16 protein-coding genes and 1 tRNA gene are annotated in these 16,855 nt (G+C 43.0%); 10 read left to right on the top strand and 7 right to left on the bottom strand.

Translation table 11 applies throughout. The annotated features are described in order from the left end of the window. Nucleotides 1–48 precede the first annotated feature (48 nt). Nucleotides 49–1,266 carry a 2-oxoglutarate dehydrogenase complex dihydrolipoyllysine-residue succinyltransferase gene (gene odhB, locus ZOBGAL_RS10995; RefSeq protein WP_013993682.1) on the top strand — a complete coding sequence of 406 codons (1,218 nt, stop codon included), beginning with the start codon at nucleotides 49–51 and terminating at the stop codon, nucleotides 1,264–1,266. A gap of 98 nt (nucleotides 1,267–1,364) precedes the next feature. On the opposite strand, the gene ZOBGAL_RS11000 is transcribed toward odhB, so the two are convergent. Further along, nucleotides 1,365–1,805, bottom strand: a complete 441-nt coding sequence (locus tag ZOBGAL_RS11000; protein WP_013993683.1) for a retropepsin-like aspartic protease family protein — start codon at nucleotides 1,803–1,805, stop codon at nucleotides 1,365–1,367. Nucleotides 1,806–1,842: 37 nt separating this feature from the next. Here ZOBGAL_RS11000 and ZOBGAL_RS11005 point away from each other — a divergent pair, with 37 nt between their 5' ends. The 8 genes from ZOBGAL_RS11005 to ZOBGAL_RS11040 all read left to right on the top strand — a co-directional run bounded on the left by ZOBGAL_RS11005 (nucleotide 1,843) and on the right by ZOBGAL_RS11040 (nucleotide 7,248). Next, the gene (locus ZOBGAL_RS11005) at nucleotides 1,843–2,610 is read left to right on the top strand and encodes a TatD family hydrolase (RefSeq protein WP_013993684.1); all 768 of its coding nucleotides are present in this window, start codon (nucleotides 1,843–1,845) and stop codon (nucleotides 2,608–2,610) included. A gap of 31 nt (nucleotides 2,611–2,641) precedes the next feature. Beyond that, on the top strand, nucleotides 2,642–3,673 hold the full coding sequence (locus ZOBGAL_RS11010; protein WP_013993685.1) for an asparaginase: 1,032 nt from the start codon (nucleotides 2,642–2,644) through the stop codon (nucleotides 3,671–3,673). 109 nt (nucleotides 3,674–3,782) lie between these two features. Then, nucleotides 3,783–3,870 (top strand) — tRNA-Ser (locus tag ZOBGAL_RS11015). A 251-nt stretch (nucleotides 3,871–4,121) separates the two neighbouring features. Further along, entirely contained in the window at nucleotides 4,122–4,868 is a 747-nt protein-coding gene (locus ZOBGAL_RS11020; protein WP_013993686.1) for a MotA/TolQ/ExbB proton channel family protein, read from the top strand. 25 nt (nucleotides 4,869–4,893) lie between these two features. Then, nucleotides 4,894–5,334 carry a hypothetical protein gene (locus tag ZOBGAL_RS11025; protein WP_013993687.1) on the top strand — a complete coding sequence of 147 codons (441 nt, stop codon included), beginning with the start codon at nucleotides 4,894–4,896 and terminating at the stop codon, nucleotides 5,332–5,334. A gap of 15 nt (nucleotides 5,335–5,349) precedes the next feature. Beyond that, complete coding sequence (locus ZOBGAL_RS11030; protein WP_013993688.1) at nucleotides 5,350–5,976, top strand: ExbD/TolR family protein; 627 nt, start codon at nucleotides 5,350–5,352, stop codon at nucleotides 5,974–5,976. A gap of 21 nt (nucleotides 5,977–5,997) precedes the next feature. Continuing rightward, a complete protein-coding gene (locus ZOBGAL_RS11035; protein WP_013993689.1) occupies nucleotides 5,998–6,480 on the top strand; it encodes an ExbD/TolR family protein in 483 nt (160 codons plus the stop codon). An 81-nt stretch (nucleotides 6,481–6,561) separates the two neighbouring features. Then, nucleotides 6,562–7,248: a porin family protein gene (locus tag ZOBGAL_RS11040; protein WP_013993690.1), complete on the top strand. Its 687-nt coding sequence runs from the start codon at nucleotides 6,562–6,564 to the stop codon at nucleotides 7,246–7,248. Here the strand turns inward: ZOBGAL_RS11040 and ZOBGAL_RS11045 are convergent. The 6 genes from ZOBGAL_RS11045 to pyrH form a co-directional block, all read right to left on the bottom strand. Continuing rightward, nucleotides 7,243–7,848, bottom strand: a complete 606-nt coding sequence (locus ZOBGAL_RS11045; RefSeq protein ID WP_013993691.1) for a membrane protein — start codon at nucleotides 7,846–7,848, stop codon at nucleotides 7,243–7,245. The genes ZOBGAL_RS11040 and ZOBGAL_RS11045 overlap by 6 nt on opposite strands. After that, nucleotides 7,848–9,308, bottom strand: coding sequence for an RNA polymerase factor sigma-54 (gene rpoN / locus ZOBGAL_RS11050; protein ID WP_013993692.1), 1,461 nt, complete (start codon nucleotides 9,306–9,308; stop codon nucleotides 7,848–7,850). Before rpoN ends, ZOBGAL_RS11045 begins: the two co-directional genes overlap by 1 nt. Nucleotides 9,309–9,356: 48 nt before the next feature. Continuing rightward, entirely contained in the window at nucleotides 9,357–10,790 is a 1,434-nt protein-coding gene (gene asnS, locus ZOBGAL_RS11055; RefSeq protein WP_013993693.1) for an asparagine--tRNA ligase, read from the bottom strand. A gap of 78 nt (nucleotides 10,791–10,868) precedes the next feature. Further along, complete coding sequence (locus ZOBGAL_RS11060) at nucleotides 10,869–13,265, bottom strand: efflux RND transporter permease subunit (RefSeq protein ID WP_013993694.1); 2,397 nt, start codon at nucleotides 13,263–13,265, stop codon at nucleotides 10,869–10,871. Nucleotides 13,266–13,400: 135 nt separating this feature from the next. Next, nucleotides 13,401–13,955: a ribosome recycling factor gene (frr, locus tag ZOBGAL_RS11065; RefSeq protein ID WP_013993695.1), complete on the bottom strand. Its 555-nt coding sequence runs from the start codon at nucleotides 13,953–13,955 to the stop codon at nucleotides 13,401–13,403. A gap of 44 nt (nucleotides 13,956–13,999) precedes the next feature. After that, nucleotides 14,000–14,707: a UMP kinase gene (gene pyrH / locus ZOBGAL_RS11070; protein WP_013993696.1), complete on the bottom strand. Its 708-nt coding sequence runs from the start codon at nucleotides 14,705–14,707 to the stop codon at nucleotides 14,000–14,002. Between the two features lie 180 nt (nucleotides 14,708–14,887). Here pyrH and ZOBGAL_RS11075 point away from each other — a divergent pair, with 180 nt between their 5' ends. After that, nucleotides 14,888–16,756 (top strand): M61 family metallopeptidase, encoded by a 1,869-nt coding sequence (locus ZOBGAL_RS11075; protein WP_013993697.1) that lies wholly within the window; start codon nucleotides 14,888–14,890, stop codon nucleotides 16,754–16,756. Nucleotides 16,757–16,855 lie beyond the last annotated feature (99 nt).

The raw sequence follows: 16,855 nt of genomic DNA on the forward strand, positions 1-16,855 counted from the left end.
GAAAAAGGTTGTTCAAATAGTTTAGATAACATAGCAAATAAGAATAGCATGATATTAGAAATGAAAGTCCCATCTCCGGGCGAATCTATCACCGAAGTTGAAATAGCGGAATGGTTGGTAGAAGATGGCGATTACGTTGAAAAAGACCAGGCCATTGCCGAAGTAGATTCCGATAAGGCTACTTTAGAGCTTCCGGCCGAAGCGAGCGGGGTAATTACCCTTAAGGCTGAAGTTGGCGATGCTGTTGCCGTTGGTGAAGTGGTTTGTTTGATCGATACCGATGCGGCCAAGCCTGAAGGTGCGGGTAAAGAAACAAGTGAACCGAAAAAAGAGCAGCCTAAGCAAGAGGAGGCTAAAGCTCCACAGCCGGCTCAGGCCAAGGAAACCTATGCTTCCGGAGTGGCTTCGCCCGCTGCTAAAAAGATATTAAGTGAAAAAGGTATAGACGCTTCCGCAATAAAAGGTAGTGGAAAAGATGGTCGTATAACCAAGGATGATGCGGTCAAGGCCGTGCCTTCAATGGGTAGCCCAACAGGAGGAAATAGGGGTGAGAGCCGTTCAAAATTATCTATGTTACGTAGAAAGGTCGCCGAACGTTTGGTGTCCGCCAAGAACGAAACGGCTATGCTTACCACCTTTAACGAGGTTGATATGTCGCCTATTTTCGAACTTAGAAAACAATATAAGGAAGACTTTAAAAGTAAGCACGGCGTAGGTTTGGGCTTTATGTCCTTCTTTACCAAAGCGGTGGTTCGTGCGTTACAAATGTATCCTGCCGTGAATTCTATGATAGACGGAAAGGAAATGATTACTTACGATTTCTGTGATATCAGTATTGCGGTCTCTGGGCCTAAGGGATTGATGGTTCCTGTTATCAGGAATGCGGAGAACCTTACATTCAGGGGGATTGAGGCGGAAGTGAAAAGATTGGCCATCCGTGCTCGAGAAGGCGAGATTACGGTTGATGAAATGACCGGTGGTACGTTTACGATTACCAATGGTGGTGTTTTTGGTTCAATGTTGTCGACTCCGATAATCAACCCGCCACAAAGTGCTATTTTAGGAATGCACAATATTGTGGAAAGACCTATCGTAAGGGATGGAGGTATTGCCATTGCTCCGATAATGTACGTTGCCTTGTCTTATGATCACCGTATCATTGATGGTAAGGAGTCCGTAGGATTTTTGGTAGCGATCAAGGAAGCTTTGGAGAGTCCTGAAGAATTGTTGATGGACGGTAACGTGAAGAAAGCTTTGGAGATGTAGGAATACAGCTCTTTATATAATATGGCCCCGAAGATGATATGCATTTTCGGGGCTTTTTTTATGCGAAGTTTTGATATGTCCGGCTGGGGTGGGCCCGGCTATTTCCTTAAATAGACACAGTATTTTTCGTAGTCGATAATGGCTTTGCCTTGTTTTAAGACATCGGCGCCGATAATGCCGTCTACGGGCAATGCGTTTTGTGCGCTTAGCGCTTCGTTGACATGTACGAGGTCAAAGAGTACGATTTTTAGGTTTTTCTTTTTCCATTGGCCTATTTCAATTTTGTTTTTTGAAGAGATAAGGGTTTCCATGTTGGTGGCCCCGGCCCCGGCCGCTTTTACCTCCGAAGCCTCGGATGCTAGTCCGAATCGGCTTATCTTGTCTATGCCGATGCAGGTGTTCGATGCGCCGGTGTCGAGGATGAACCTTCCTGAAATGCCATTTATTTTGGCCGATATTTCAAAGTGGTCGGTATTTGTAAGTCTTAGGGTGATCGGGGTGTAGTTTTTTTTCCGAAGAAATCTTTTCAGGGAAGACATGTATTCTTTTTGTCAAAGATAAGGCTATTTTTGCAGCATGATACTAACGGATACCCATACACATTTATACAGTGAAGCCTTCGATGAAGATAGGGAGGCTGTTATTGAAAAGGCCATGGCGCTTGGTGTTAAACGGTTTTTTATACCGGCCATCGATTCTACGTATACCCAAGCCATGCTTGAGCTGGAAAAGTCATATCCTCAGAGTGTTTTTTTGATGATGGGCCTCCATCCTACACACGTAAAGGAAAGCTATAAGGAGGAATTACGGCATGTTGAGGAAATGTTGGCCCAGCGAAAGTTTTATGCTGTCGGTGAAATAGGGATTGACCTGTATTGGGATAAAACTTTTATCAAGGAACAGCAAGAGGCCTTTCGTACGCAGATACAGTTGGCAAAAAAATATAAACTTCCTATAGTTATCCATTGTCGGGATGCCTTTGATGAGGTTTTTGAAGTGCTTGAAAGCGAAAAGGGTGACGGACTCTATGGTGTTTTTCACTGTTTTACCGGAAATTTGGAACAGGCGCAAAAAGCCATTAGTTATAATATGATGCTCGGGATCGGTGGGGTCGTGACTTTTAAGAATGGAAAGATCGATACCTTTTTGGCCGAGATTCCATTGAAAAATATCGTATTGGAGACCGATTCGCCCTATTTGGCACCGGTTCCCTATCGAGGGAAAAGAAATGAAAGTGCCTATTTGATGCAGGTGGTCGAGAAGCTTGCGGACTTATATGGGCTTCCTGTCGAGACGGTGGCCGAGCTTACCACGGAAAATTCGAAGCGTGTTTTCGGGGTCTGAGATAGGGCTTGAATCGAAAAATTATGAGACGATGAAAAAAAGTAGTATCCTATTAATATATACCGGGGGAACCATTGGTATGGTAAAGGACTATGCCTCCGGAGCGTTAAAGGCGTTCAATTTTGATAAGTTACTGGAGAGTATACCGGAAATCAAGCAACTTGATTGTCATGTCGATTCGGTTTCTTTTAAGGAGCCGATCGATTCTTCGAATATGAATCCCTCGCACTGGGTGCAGATCGCTACCTTGATCGAGGAAAATTATGATTCGCACGATGGTTTTGTAGTGTTGCACGGTAGCGATACCATGAGTTATACGGCTTCGGCCTTAAGTTTTATGCTTGAAAATTTAGGCAAGCCCGTGATTTTTACGGGCTCTCAATTGCCTATTGGCGACTTAAGGACGGATGCCAAGGAAAACCTGATAACCTCTATTCAGATTGCGGCCTTGCGAAAGAAAAACAAACCTGTGGTTCAGGAAGTGGGACTTTATTTTGAATATAAGCTGTACCGGGGCAACCGAACCACTAAAATAAATGCCGAGCATTTTCAGGCGTTTGCCTCGTTAAATTACCCTGAGTTGATCGAATCTGGGGTGTTTTTGAAGGTGAGTGAAGAATATCTTTTGCGAAATAAGGGTCGAAAAAAGTTTACGGTACACAAGGAAATGGATCAAAATGTGGCGATTTTGAAGTTGTTTCCCGGTATTGGGCCGCTTGTATTGCAAAGTGTAGTGCGTATTCCGGGTCTGAAAGCATTGGTTTTGGAGACTTATGGTGCCGGAAATGCCCCAACGGAACCTTGGGTAATCGATATTCTAAGGGAGGCGAAAGAAAAAAATATTCATATTGTAAATGTTACCCAGTGTTCTGGGGGCAGTGTTTCAATGGGGCGCTATGAAACGAGTAAGCAGTTGGAGGAGCTGCAAGTGATTAATGGTAAAGACATTACGACCGAGGCGGCCGTGGCCAAGCTGATGTATCTGTTGGGCAGTAATGTTTCCCCGAAACTGTTCAAATCGATATTCGAGACCTCCCTGCGCGGTGAAATCGAAGAAAATTAGCAATTTTAATTTCTTCAACTAATATTTTTTTTGTTATTTGGGCACCCCTTAAAAAGGGTGATCTTGTCTGGTCTGTTTTTGTTTTGAAATGGATGGGCGGGGTAAATTTAGAGAGGTGGCCGAGTGGTCGAAGGCGCACGCCTGGAAAGTGTGTATACACCAAAAGTGTATCGAGGGTTCGAATCCCTTCCTCTCTGCGAGAACAAAAAAGGAATTTTCAGTGTATAATAGAATAGTTTAGACTGGAAATTTTGTAAGTTTAGTTTCTGTATGTAAAATGGAAGTCTGCGCTTGGTCCTATCAAGTCGCTATAATAGTGCGAAAGGCCTATTAGGATGTCTTGTGCTGTATTTGGCCCTACTTCCCCGATGCAACGAAGTTTTACTTTTTTTATTGTGATTTTTTTTTATCTTTAACCCTATTAAATAACTAATTTAAGTTTGAACAAATGAAAAAATTATCCTCTATCCTAGCCGTGGGCGGGTTGTTTGTAATGAGTACAAATACTGTTAATGCAATGGCTACTGCAGCAACAATGCTACAAGATGCCCCTGCCGAAGCTGAAGCAGGTTTTACCCAAGTGTTGAAAGAAATGTTTATACAAGGTGGTGCCGGCTTCATGGGTATTGTTCTTTTGTGTTTGATTCTTGGTTTGGCCGTGGCCATCGAAAGAATCATCTATTTGAATATGGCAACTACAAACACCGCTAAACTTAGACAACAAGTTGAAGATGCTTTGGCATCCGGAGGTGTTGAGGCTGCAAAAGAAGTTTGTAGAAACACAAAAGGTCCTGTTGCTTCTATTTATTACCAAGGTTTGGATAGAGCTGGAGAGAGTATCGAATCTGCTGAGAAAGCCGTTGTTGCTTACGGTGGTGTTCAAATGGGTCAATTGGAGAAAAACGTTTCTTGGTTGTCTTTGTTTATCGCTGTTGCGCCTATGCTTGGTTTCATGGGTACGGTAATCGGTATGATTCAGGCCTTCCAGAAAATTAGTGCTGTTGGTAACTTGAGTGCATCCCTTATTGCAGGTGATATCCAGGTAGCGTTATTGACAACTGTATTTGGTCTTATTACTGCTATTATCCTTCAGATTTTCTATAACTACATCATTGCTAAAATCGATAGCATTGTTAATGATATGGAAGATTCTTCTATCGTTTTGATAGATATGTTGGTGGATCACAAAAAATAAGTCGCACAACTTAATACCTTAAATTATGCACAAAATAATAAAGATTATATTGGTCGTTGTGGGCTTGATAGGCGCTGCCTTGTGGTTCATGCTTCCAGAGTCTGAAATGCCTGCTTCCGAAGCGATCAATAACGGAGCGCTTAACGCGATGTTCATGATTACATGGTTGCTATTGGGAATAGCCATAGTGTCCAGCGTTGTGTTCGCCCTTAAGAATCTATTTTCGAATCCTGCTAGCTTAAAGAAATCCCTTTTCGTAGTCGTAGGTTTTCTTTTGGTGATCGGTATCGGCTATGTAATGGCCAGTGGTACTGATGTCAATATTCAGGAAATGGCTGATAGGGGTGTATCTACCAATGAGTCTGAAATCAAGCAGATCGGAGCTGGTATAAATGTGTTTTTCATATTGACCCTTGTAGCCGTAGGAGCTATGCTTTGGGGCGGTGTGAGAAAGATGATAAAATAATTAAAAGATAAAACTATGCCAAGAAGAGGAGCACCACCAGAGGTAAACGCCGGTTCCATGGCAGACATAGCATTCTTACTGCTTATATTTTTCTTGGTCACCACGACCATTGAAACAGATGCAGGTTTGGATCGTATGTTGCCACCTATAGAGCCGCCTACCGAAGCACCGCCAATCATTAAGGAGAAGAATATCTTTACGGTGAACATTAACCGTAACGGTCAACTGTTAGTTGAAGACGAGCTTACCGATATCAAAAGTTTGAGAGAAAAAGCGATCGCTTTTCTTGATAACGGTGGCGCGCCATCAGGTTCTCCTGACTACTGTAGCTACTGTAAAGGCAAAAGATTATCCGATTCATCGGATAACCCTACTAAGGCGATTATCTCTCTTAAAAACGACCGTGAAACAAAGTACGGTACCTATATAACGGTTCAAAACGAATTGGTAGGGGCTTACAATGATTTGCGTAACCGTGAGGCACAACGTCTTTATAAAAGGGACTTTACCGATATGGAAGCAGAGTACCTTAACCCAGAAACCGAATCTAGTAGAAAAGAGGATCTTAAAGAGAAGGTGAAGCGGATTCAGGAATTGTTTCCACAGAAGTTGTCCGAGGCGGAGACTGATTCAAGTAATTAATAAGAGCTTAAAACAAAATATATGTCAAAGTTTGCAAAGAAAAAAGACGCCGGTTTACCAGCTGTAAACACTGCATCGTTACCTGATATTGTATTTATGCTTTTATTTTTCTTCATGACCGTAACGGTGATGAAAGACAATACCTTGAAAGTAGAGAATACTCTGCCAAACGCCAGTGAGACCAAGAAACTGGAAAAGAAAGATAGGGTTATATACATTTACGTTGGGGAACCAACTTCTCAGTATAAGGCTCAGTTCGGTGAAGAGGCAAGAATTCAATTGAACGATAAGTTCTCATCGCCTAACGAAGTAGGTGACTATATTTTGCAGGAAAGAGCTAAGAAGCCTCAAGAATTGCAGAATGTATTGACTACTGCTTTGAAAGTGGATAAGAATGCTAATATGGGACTCATTTCCGATATTAAGCAAGAATTGAGAAAGGTTAACGCCCTTAAGGTCAATTATACGACTTATGACGGTGACGCCTTCAACAATTTGCAATAGTATTTTTTCAAACTATAGTTAGAATATATGAACGCTTCGGATTCTTTTCCGAAGCGTTTTTTATTTGCTTATTTTTGACCCATGATGAAGCCTTGTTTTTATGTGCTGATGTTTTTGTGCTGTGCGAACGTAATGGCGCAAGCGGTCAATGATTCTGTCGTTTCCGATGAGCGATATCTAGAGGATCAGTTTTATATTGGTATTACCTATAACTTTCTTGTGGCCCAGCCTGAGAGTGTAAGCCAGCGTAACCTGTCTTACGGCTTACAAGCGGGTTTTATAAAGGATATCCCTCTTAACCATAGTAGAACTACCGCACTTGGAATTGGCTTTGGATACGGCGTTTATTCGTATTATACTAACCTTTTGGCAAGCGAGACGGCCGATGGTGTTGTCTATAGTGTGATAGACGATGATTTTAAGCGAAATAAGGTAGAGACCCACATGTTGGAGGTGCCGTTTGAGGTCAGATGGCGTAACTCTACACCTTCGGAGTATAAGTTCTGGCGTTTATATGCGGGAGTGAAATTCGGTTATGTGTTCGGTGGTAGGTCTAAACTCGTACCGAACGATACTCCTAAAGTCTCCTTTTACAATAATGATATCAGGGATTTTCATTATGGTGTTACCTTAAATTTTGGGTATAACACCTTCAATCTGCATGCGTATTACGCATTGAACAGTCTCTTTAACGATGGGGTGGTTTTGGGTGACGAAAGCTTGAATTCAAAGCCGCTTAGAATAGGACTCATCTTCTATATCCTATAACCAAAAACGTATCGTTAATAGTTGGGACAGAAACCCGATAAAAAAACCTAGAACAAGTTCTATCGGGGTGTGCGCGTTTAGGTATAATCTAGAGGTGGCGACTACACCGGTGAGTAGTGTGGCGATACTTATTGCCAATGTGATATTTACCTCAAAGTGAATGCTTAGGCTAGTCAAGAACATGACCAAGCTACCCATGCCCATAAGATGCATGCTTATCTTTGTTTTGAAAAACAAAAGGGTCAATGCGGTCAGTGCGGCTATGACAAGACCTACAAAGTAGAAATAGAGTTCAACGATGTTGGAGTGGGGGATGATTTTATAAATGACAAAGAGCAACAGTATGATGTGAACGTACATGGGGTATTTGCGTTCTTTCAGGTCGCTCATAAAAACACTACTGGCCAAACCGAGGTTTCTCAATATAAAATACGTGATTATGGGAATGATTACGGTAAGTACGAAAATGGGAAAAAAGAAGGCGCCCTGAACGCTCAGGGGAGTGTATTTCGGTGTTATGAGAAAATAGGCTGCCGTACCTGCCACCGGTATGAATAAAGGGTGGAAAACGTAGGATATGGCTTTTAAGAGAACCTTCATTAAATCTGTTTGCGCAGCCTGGCTACCGGAATGTCTAACTGCTCCCTGTACTTGGCAACGGTTCGACGGGCAATCGGATACCCTTTTTCTTTAAGCAGTGCTGCCAATTTATCGTCGGTAAGGGGCTTTTTCTTCGATTCTTCCCCAATGACCGTTTCAAGGATTTTCTTTATTTCCTTGGTGGATACATCTTCCCCTTGGTCGTTTTTCATCGATTCGGAAAAGAATTCCTTGATGAGTTTGGTGCCGTAAGGGGTGTCAACGTACTTGCTGTTGGCTACACGCGACACGGTAGAGACATCCATTTCTATTTCGTCGGCAATGTCCTTTAGGATCATGGGTCTCAGGTTGCGTTCGTCTCCCGTAAGAAAGTATTCCGACTGGTACTGCATTATAGCGTTCATGGTGATGAATAGGGTCTGTTGACGTTGTCGAATGGCATCTATAAACCATTTTGCGGCATCGAGCTTTTGCTTGATGAACATAACGGTGTCTTTCTGTGATTTCGACTTCTTCTTGGCGTCTTTATATCCCTTTAACATGTTGCTGTACTCCCTCGATACGTGAAGTTCCGGGGCGTTTCTTCCGTTTAGGCTAAGCTCTAGTTCGCCGTCTACGATCCGAATGGAAAAATCGGGAACAACGTGCTCTACCATGCGGTTGTTGCCTGAATACGAGCCACCGGGCTTTGGGTTTAGCTTTTCGATTTCACTAATGGCTTCCCTGAGCTGTTCTTCTGAAATATTATATTTCTGAATAAGCTTTTTGTAGTGCTTTTTGGTAAACTGTTCGAATGACTTTTCGAGAATGCTAATCGCTAGTTCTATGCTTGGCGAGCTTTCTTTTCTCTTGAGTTGAATGATTAGGCATTCCTCCAATGAGCGTGCCGCAACCCCGGGAGGGTCGAGTTTCTGAACGATTTTCAATACCCGTTCTACCGTTTCTTCGTCGGTGTATATGTTTTGGGTAAACGCAAGGTCATCGGTTATGTCTGAGAGCGGTCTTCTGATATAGCCGCTTTCGTCTACGCTACCGACAAGAAATTCGGCAATGCTCCACTCGTCATCGCTAAGATATACGGTGTTCATTTGGCTCAACAAATACTGGTTGAACGAAGTGCCCGCCGCGTAGGGAACGTTCTTTTCTTCGTCATCGGCGCTATAATTGTTGGCCTTTGTTCTGTAGTCGGGTATTTCGTCGTCACTTAGGTAATCGTCGATGTTGATGTCTTCGGTGGATATGATCTCACTATCGGTCTCATCGTTTTCGTAAGTGTCGGCAAATTCGTCGTCTATGGAGTCCGATTCCTCTTTGCCTCCTTCCAATGCGGGGTTTTCTTCCAATTCTTGTTTAAGACGTTGCTCAAAGGCCTGTGTGGGCAATTGAATCAACTTCATAAGCTGTATCTGCTGGGGAGATAGCTTTTGTGATAATTTGAATTGTAAGTGTTGTTTTAGCATTGGGGTCTAAAATTCGTTTTGCCTGCCTTCTAAGTTAGCGAATTCCTGCTAAAATTCTGCATTCTGCGGTGTTCTTGGAAAAGGAATTACATCCCTAATATTGCCCATGCCTGTAGCGAACAGCACTAAGCGTTCAAATCCTAGGCCGAAACCACTATGCACCGCACTACCGAATTTTCTCAAGTCTAGGTACCACCATAGTTCTTCTTCGTCAATACCCAATGCCGCCATCTTTTCTTTGAGGACGTCAAGGCGTTCTTCACGCTGAGACCCACCTACGATTTCACCTATACCTGGGAATAGGATGTCCATGGCACGAACCGTTTTTCCGTCTTCGTTAAGGCGCATGTAGAAAGCTTTGATCTTTGCCGGATAATCGAATAAGATTACGGGGCATTTAAAATGCTTTTCCACTAAAAAGCGCTCGTGTTCGCTCTGTAGGTCCGCTCCCCATTCATTAATGGGGTATTGGAATTTTTTCTTTTTGTTCGGTTTGCTGTTTCGCAAGATATCGATGGCCTCTGTATACGATACCCGCATAAAATTGTTCTCGGCAACGAACTTGAGCTTTTCGATTAGGGCCATCTCACTGCGTTCGGCCTGTGGTTTGGTTTTCTCTTCGTCTAAAAGACGTTTTTCAAGAAACTGAAGGTCGTCTTGACAATTGTCGAGAACGTATTTGATAACGCTTTTTATGAAGTCTTCGGCTAGATCCATGTTGGCGTCTAGGTCAAAGAAGGCCATTTCGGGCTCTATCATCCAAAATTCGGCCAGGTGCCTTGAGGTGTTACTGTTTTCAGCACGGAATGTGGGGCCGAAGGTATAGACCTTGCCCAAGGCCATGGCGTAAGTTTCGGCTTCCAATTGGCCGGAAACCGTTAAGTTGGTTTCCTTTCCGAAGAAATCTTCTTTATAGTTTACGTTTCCATCCTCGTCTAGGGGCGGATTTTTATCGTCTAATGTACTCACCTTGAACATCTCACCGGCGCCTTCGGCATCGGATCCGGTTATGATCGGTGCGTGAAAGTAATAGAAGCCGTTTTGCTGAAAATATTGATGAATGGCAAAAGATAAGGCCGACCGTACGCGCATTACCGCAGCGAACGTGTTGGTGCGTATACGTAGATGCGCCTTTTCACGCAAAAACTCCAAAGAGTGTTTTTTAGGTTGGATAGGGTAGGTCTCCGGATCGGCGCCGCCGTGGACCTTTAGGTCCTTTACCTGGATCTCTACGCTTTGTCCCCTGCCTTGGCTTTCTACAAGGGTCCCCGATATTTTAAGGGCGGCACCCGTGTTGATTTGCTTTAGAAGACTCTCGTCAAATGATTCAAAATCGACAACACACTGAATATTGTTGATGGTGGATCCGTCGTTTAAGGCTATGAAACGATTACTTCTGAAGGTTTTAACCCATCCGTTGACGGTTACCTCTTGTAATAAAAAATTTTCCGAAAGCAGTTCTTTTACGCTGTACGATTTCATTTGAGTCACTTGAAAATTGAAGGGCAAAGATAAGTTTTTGGACAAAAGAATCCGTGCTAATGAAGGGTTAAATCAACCTCATTTTTTAGGGTTCTCGTCTTCACCTTGCGGTAGAATATTGATTTGTGGCTTTTTTAAGATTTTTTTACTCGCAATATTTCGCTCTAAAGACAACAAAAGTGAAGGTAATAAGATCAGGTTGGCCAGCATGGCGAACATCAAGGTGGCCGAAACTAGGGCCCCAAGGGCTACGGTACCTCCAAAGTTTGAAATGATGAATACCGAGAACCCGAAGAAAAGTACAATGGAGGTATAGAACATGCTAACCCCTGTTTCGCGCAAGGCGGCATAGACCGATTTTCGAATATGCCATTTGTTCGCTATCAGTTCTTGACGGTATTTGGCCAAGAAGTGAATGGTGTCGTCAACCGATATTCCAAAAGCAATACTGAACACCAGTATGGTAGACGGTTTTATGGGGACACCTACAAAGCCCATGACTCCTGCGGTAATTACCAGGGGCAAAAGGTTCGGGATCAATGAAATGACGATCATTCGGAACGAACGGAAGAGATAGGCCATAAAGAGGGCTATCAAGAATATGGCGAAGGCCAATGAGAGTACTAAGTTCTTTACGAGATACTTGGTGCCCTTTAAAAACAAAAGGGCGCTACCGGTCATGTAAACGTTATAGCGGTCAGGTGGAAAGAACTTGTTGATGTTCTCGTTCAACCTTTCTTCAATTTGCTCCATGCGATCGGTCTTCACGTCTTGCATGAAGGTGGTGATACGCGCCGTTTGACCGGTACTGTCGACGAAGTTCTTGAGCAGGTTGCCATTGCCTCCCGAGTTTTGCGCCACTTTCATTATAAAGTTGTTCTCTTGCGAAGTGGGCAATTGGTAGTACTTTGGGATACCGTTGTAAAAGGCTTGCTTGGAATATTTTACCAGGTTAACGACCGAGATGGGCTGCGATAGCTCGGGAATCTCCATGATCACATCGCCTAATTGGTCCATTCGTTTGAGGTTGGCCGGCTTTAAAACCCCCTTGGGTTTTTTGGTATCGATGACGATTTCTACGGGCATAATACCGTCGAACTCTTGCTCGAAGAAGCGAATGTCCTTAAAGAATTGCGCATTTTTGGGCATGTCTTCGATAGGGCTTCCTGAAATCTGGATTTGATAGATGCCGATGATACTGGTTACTAAAAGAACAATGGATACGATATAGACCGAGATCCTATGGTTTCTTACAATGCGTTCCATCCAGTTGACAAAAGCATCGATCCATTTCTTGTTGAGATGCTTAAGGTGTCTTGTCTTGGGAAGGGATAAAAAGCTATAGATGATAGGGATGATCAATAAGGAAAGTATAAATATACCAATGATGTTGATCGAAGCTACGATTCCGAATTCCTTGAGCAGTTTACTGTCGGTAATAATAAAAGTGGCAAAACCGGAAGCCGTAGTCATATTCGTCATCAAGGTGGCATTTCCGATTTTGGAAATCACCCTTTGAAGCGAAAGGGCCTGGTTGCCGTGTTTCTTTACTTCTTGTTGGTACTTGTTGATCAAGAAAATACAGTTGGGTATACCGATAACGATGATCAAAGGCGGGATCAAGGCGGTAAGCACGGTTATTTCGTACTGTAAGAGGCCTAAAATACCAAAGGCCCACATAACACCAATGATAACCACGCACATTGAAATTAGGGTGGCCCTAAAACTTCTAAAGAAGAAAAAGAAGATCAAGGAAGTGACCCCAAGGGCCGCCAGAATGAACTTGCCGATTTCATCTATGATGTTCTGCGAGTTCATGGTGCGTATGTAGGGCATGCCCGATACGCGTACGTCGAGGCCGGTTTCCTCTTCGAATTTTTCCACCAAATGGGTCAGGTCCTCTAAAATGAAATCTTTACGGACCGTAGTGTTGATGATATCCTTATCTAGGTTGACAACGGTTCTTACCGTTCCACTTTCTTTGTTGAAAAGCAAATTGTCATAAAAAGGAAGGTCGTTGAAAAGATGGTTCTTTATACTGTCTATTTCCTGTTTTGACTTTACTTGCGAACGAATAAGGGGTTCGAGTATGAACTTTTGGTTTTCGTTGTCCTTTTTGAGTTCTTGCAGATTGTCGAGTGAAAGCACAAAATCAACCTCGGGAAAAGCGGCAAGTTGCTTGCTGAATTTATTCCATCTATTGATTTTGTCGGGAGTAAAAAGAGAGGAATCGCGAATGGCGAAGACTACGGCATTGCCTTCTTCACCGAATTTTTTTAGAAATGCACGGTATTCAAGGTTGACCGGGTGGTGGTCGGGCAATAGGTTGGCCTGGGTATTGCTAAAGCGCATATTCTTCCACTGCATGCCCAAAAAGACGGTGAAAGCAATGATTAGAATAAGTATTAAAATGCGATTACGGAGAATTATACTCGCTGTCTTTTCCCAAAAACCTTGTTTAAGTTTCGCTGCCATCGTTCAATTTTACCGAGCGCAAAGGTATAGAATGATCGGGAGTGTACCTAAAATGTAATATTTTATTAACGTATCTGTAAATGAAAAAAGCAACCCTAGGGCTGCTTTTTCTGTTTTTTATAAAAAGATGCTGAATTAGACCTTCATGATTTCCGCTTCTTTTACGGTCAAAAAGGCATCTACTTTTTTAATGTATTTGTCGGTAAGGGCCTGAACGTCTACTTCTGCGTTTTTTTGTAAATCCTCGGAAACGTCTAAATCCCGAATTTCCTTATTGGCATCTTGACGGGCGCTACGTATACCGACTTTGGCGTCTTCGGCCTCGGCTTTGGCTTGTTTGGTCAGCTGAATACGACGCTCTTCGGTCAGCGGTGGAACGTTGATGATCACAAAATCACCATTGTTCATAGGGTTAAAGCCCAAGTTCGAGTTCATGATGGCTTTTTCTATCTCGTGGAGCATGTTCTTTTCCCATGGCTGTACCGATAGGGTTCGGCCGTCGGGCGTATTGATGTTGGCTACTTGTGATAGGGGGGTCTGCGAGCCGTAATATTCGACCATCACGGAAGAAAGCATGGCGGGGCTTGCCTTTCCTGCACGTATTTTTACAAATTCTTTCTCCAAATGCCTCATAGCGGCATCCATGTTCTCCTTTGCGGAATCAAGTATAAACTGTATCTCTTCGTTCATAATTCAAATATAATATAACGGTGCAAATATATAGTAGACCTGTTTTAAAGATTTACGACCGTACCGATGTTTTCACCTTCAACCAGTTTTTTTAAGTTCCCTTTTTTGTTCATATCGAAAACAACGATCGGCAGTTCGTTCTCTTGGCTCAGGGTAAAAGCGGTGGTGTCCATAACTTTTAGGCCTTTTAGAAGAACGTCTGCAAAAGAGATAGAATCGAATTTTGTGGCGTTTTTGTCTTTTTCGGGGTCGGAGGTGTAGATGCCGTCTACGCGCGTGCCCTTTAAAATGACATCGGCCTCGATTTCAATGGCCCGAAGCACCGCCGCCGAATCGGTAGTAAAGTAGGGGTTTCCCGTTCCTCCACCAAAAATGACGACACGTCCCTTTTCAAGATGTCGCATGGCCCGTCTTCTGATAAAGGGTTCGGCAACCTCGTTGATCTGAATGGCCGATTGTACCCTAGTCTGTACGCCTATGGTCTCAAGGGCGCTCTGTAGGGCCAAGCTGTTGATTACGGTAGCCAACATGCCCATATGGTCGCCCTGTACGCGGTCCATACCGGTTGCGGCACCTGTTAGGCCCCTAAAAATGTTTCCTCCGCCGATTACGATGGCTACTTCTATGCCTTTTTCGGCTACCTCTTTAATTTCCTCGGCGTATTCCGCTAGACGTTTTGAGTCTATTCCGTATTGCTTTTCACCCATTAGGGCTTCACCGCTGAGTTTTAAGAGTATTCTTTTGTATTGCATGGCTAGTATTTCGTTGGGGCAAAAATAATCAAAAAATCTTAGGGTTTGTTTTTGAAGGTACAGATTAAGCGAACCTTAATTATTTCCTAATAATGATGCCGTATTCTGTTAAATTTTATAATCTTGTAACCCTTTAAAAATTAGAGGGATTACTTACAATAAAGCGATTAAATAGATACAATGAGAAAAATAGGATTACTCGCATTTGCCGTACTTTTGGCGGCCTGCGGAGCGACCAAAACGGTGTTGACGGCAGACAAGGCCCCGGTCTTGGCCAAATTAGACCTAAAAAACGTGGTTGACGATAAAGTTGCCGTAACGGTCGATGCTGGTGCTTTTACTACGGATGAAGTTTTGTTTTATATCCCTAAAACGGTGCCCGGTACGTATAGTACAGATAATTACGGTCAATATATTGAAGGGTTTAAGGCCTTGGATTATGAAGGGAAGGAATTGACTTTTTCTAAATTGGACGATAATACGTGGAAGGTTTCCAATGGAAAAAACCTTGATAAGGTGACTTATTGGGTGAATGATACCTATGATACGGAAGGCGAAGTGAAGGACAAGGTTTTCTCCCCTTCTGGAACAAATATCAATGCGGGAAAGACCTTTATGCTCAACCTTCATGGTTTTGTCGGGTATTTCGGGGGACTGAAAGAAGTGCCTTATGAATTGTCCATCGTCAGGCCGGAAGCTTTAAAGCCTACGACCTCATTAACGCCCAAAGTACTGGAAGCTCCGGTTGCAAATGTTGATGTCTTTTCGGCTAGTAGGTATTTTGATGTTATCGATAACCCTATTCTTTACGCAAAGCCCAATACCGAAACCTTTGAGATTAATGGTATAACTGTAACCTTGAGCGTGTATTCGCCATCGGGAATCTATTCGGCCTTAAGTTTAAAGGACCGCATGGAAAAAATGATGGGTGCCCAAAAGACGTTCTTGGGTGATGTAGATGGAACCAAAATTTACAACATACTGTTGTATTTGTCTACTATGGAAGCTGATGATGCATCCGGTTTTGGTGCCCTCGAACATCATACTTCAACGGTGGTCGTGTTGCCCGAAGCCATGCCGAAAGAACGTTTGGAGCAGGCTATGGTCGATGTGGTTTCGCACGAGTTTTTTCATATAGTTACTCCTTTGAACGTACATTCGGAAGAGGTGCAGTATTTCGATTTTAACGATCCAAAAATGTCACAACACTTGTGGATGTATGAAGGGACGACCGAATACTTTGCCAATCTTTTTCAAATTCAGCAAGGACTCATCGATGAAGGGGAGTTTTATCAACGGATGATGGATAAGATCAATAACGCTAAGTCATACGATGATGCCATGTCTTTTACCGAGATGAGTAAGAACATTTTGGTGGACCCCTATAAAAAGAACTATGCCAATGTCTATGAAAAAGGCGCCTTGATAAATATGGTTCTCGATATTCAGTTGCGTCAATTGAGCAATGGGGAAAAAGGGGTGCTTTGGTTGATGAAGGAGCTTTCTAAAAAGTACGGGAACGACACGCCTTTTGAAGATGATAAGCTGATTGATGAAATCGTTGCCATGACCTATCCTGAAATACGGACTTTCTTTGATACCTACGTTATTGGCGATACGCCTATTGATTACAACTCTTATTTGGGTATGGTAGGGTTGTCGACTGATTTAATTGAGCAGGAAACCGGTTATTTTCTAGATGGTGATAACCCCTTTATAGATGTGGAACAAGGCAATGAGAATGTTGTTTTTATTCGAAAGGGCATTCAATTGAATAGCTTCTTTAAGGGGCTGGGCGCCGAAGGAGGTGATATAATCAAGGAAATTAACGGAACTGCGGTAACCTTGGAGTCGATTCGGCCCATTATAGGAAAGAGTTTTGGTTGGTCTCCCGATACCGAAATCAGTATGGTGGTTGATCGTGACGGCAAAGAGGTATTGTTGGAAGGAAAGGTTGGTGCGCCTACCGTAAATGTGGAAACCATAGTTCCCGTTGAAAATGTATCTGATGAAGTTTTGGAATTGCGTCAAGCCTGGTTGAAAGGTTAGGCGGGTGAATTTAACCTATAAAAAAACCGTGATGCTGAAAAGTGTCACGGTTTTTATTTGAAATACCTAAGTAGTATATGTTAAAAAGAAAACCGCACT

This window comes from Zobellia galactanivorans (assembly GCF_000973105.1).
Lineage (GTDB): Bacteria > Bacteroidota > Bacteroidia > Flavobacteriales > Flavobacteriaceae > Zobellia > Zobellia galactanivorans.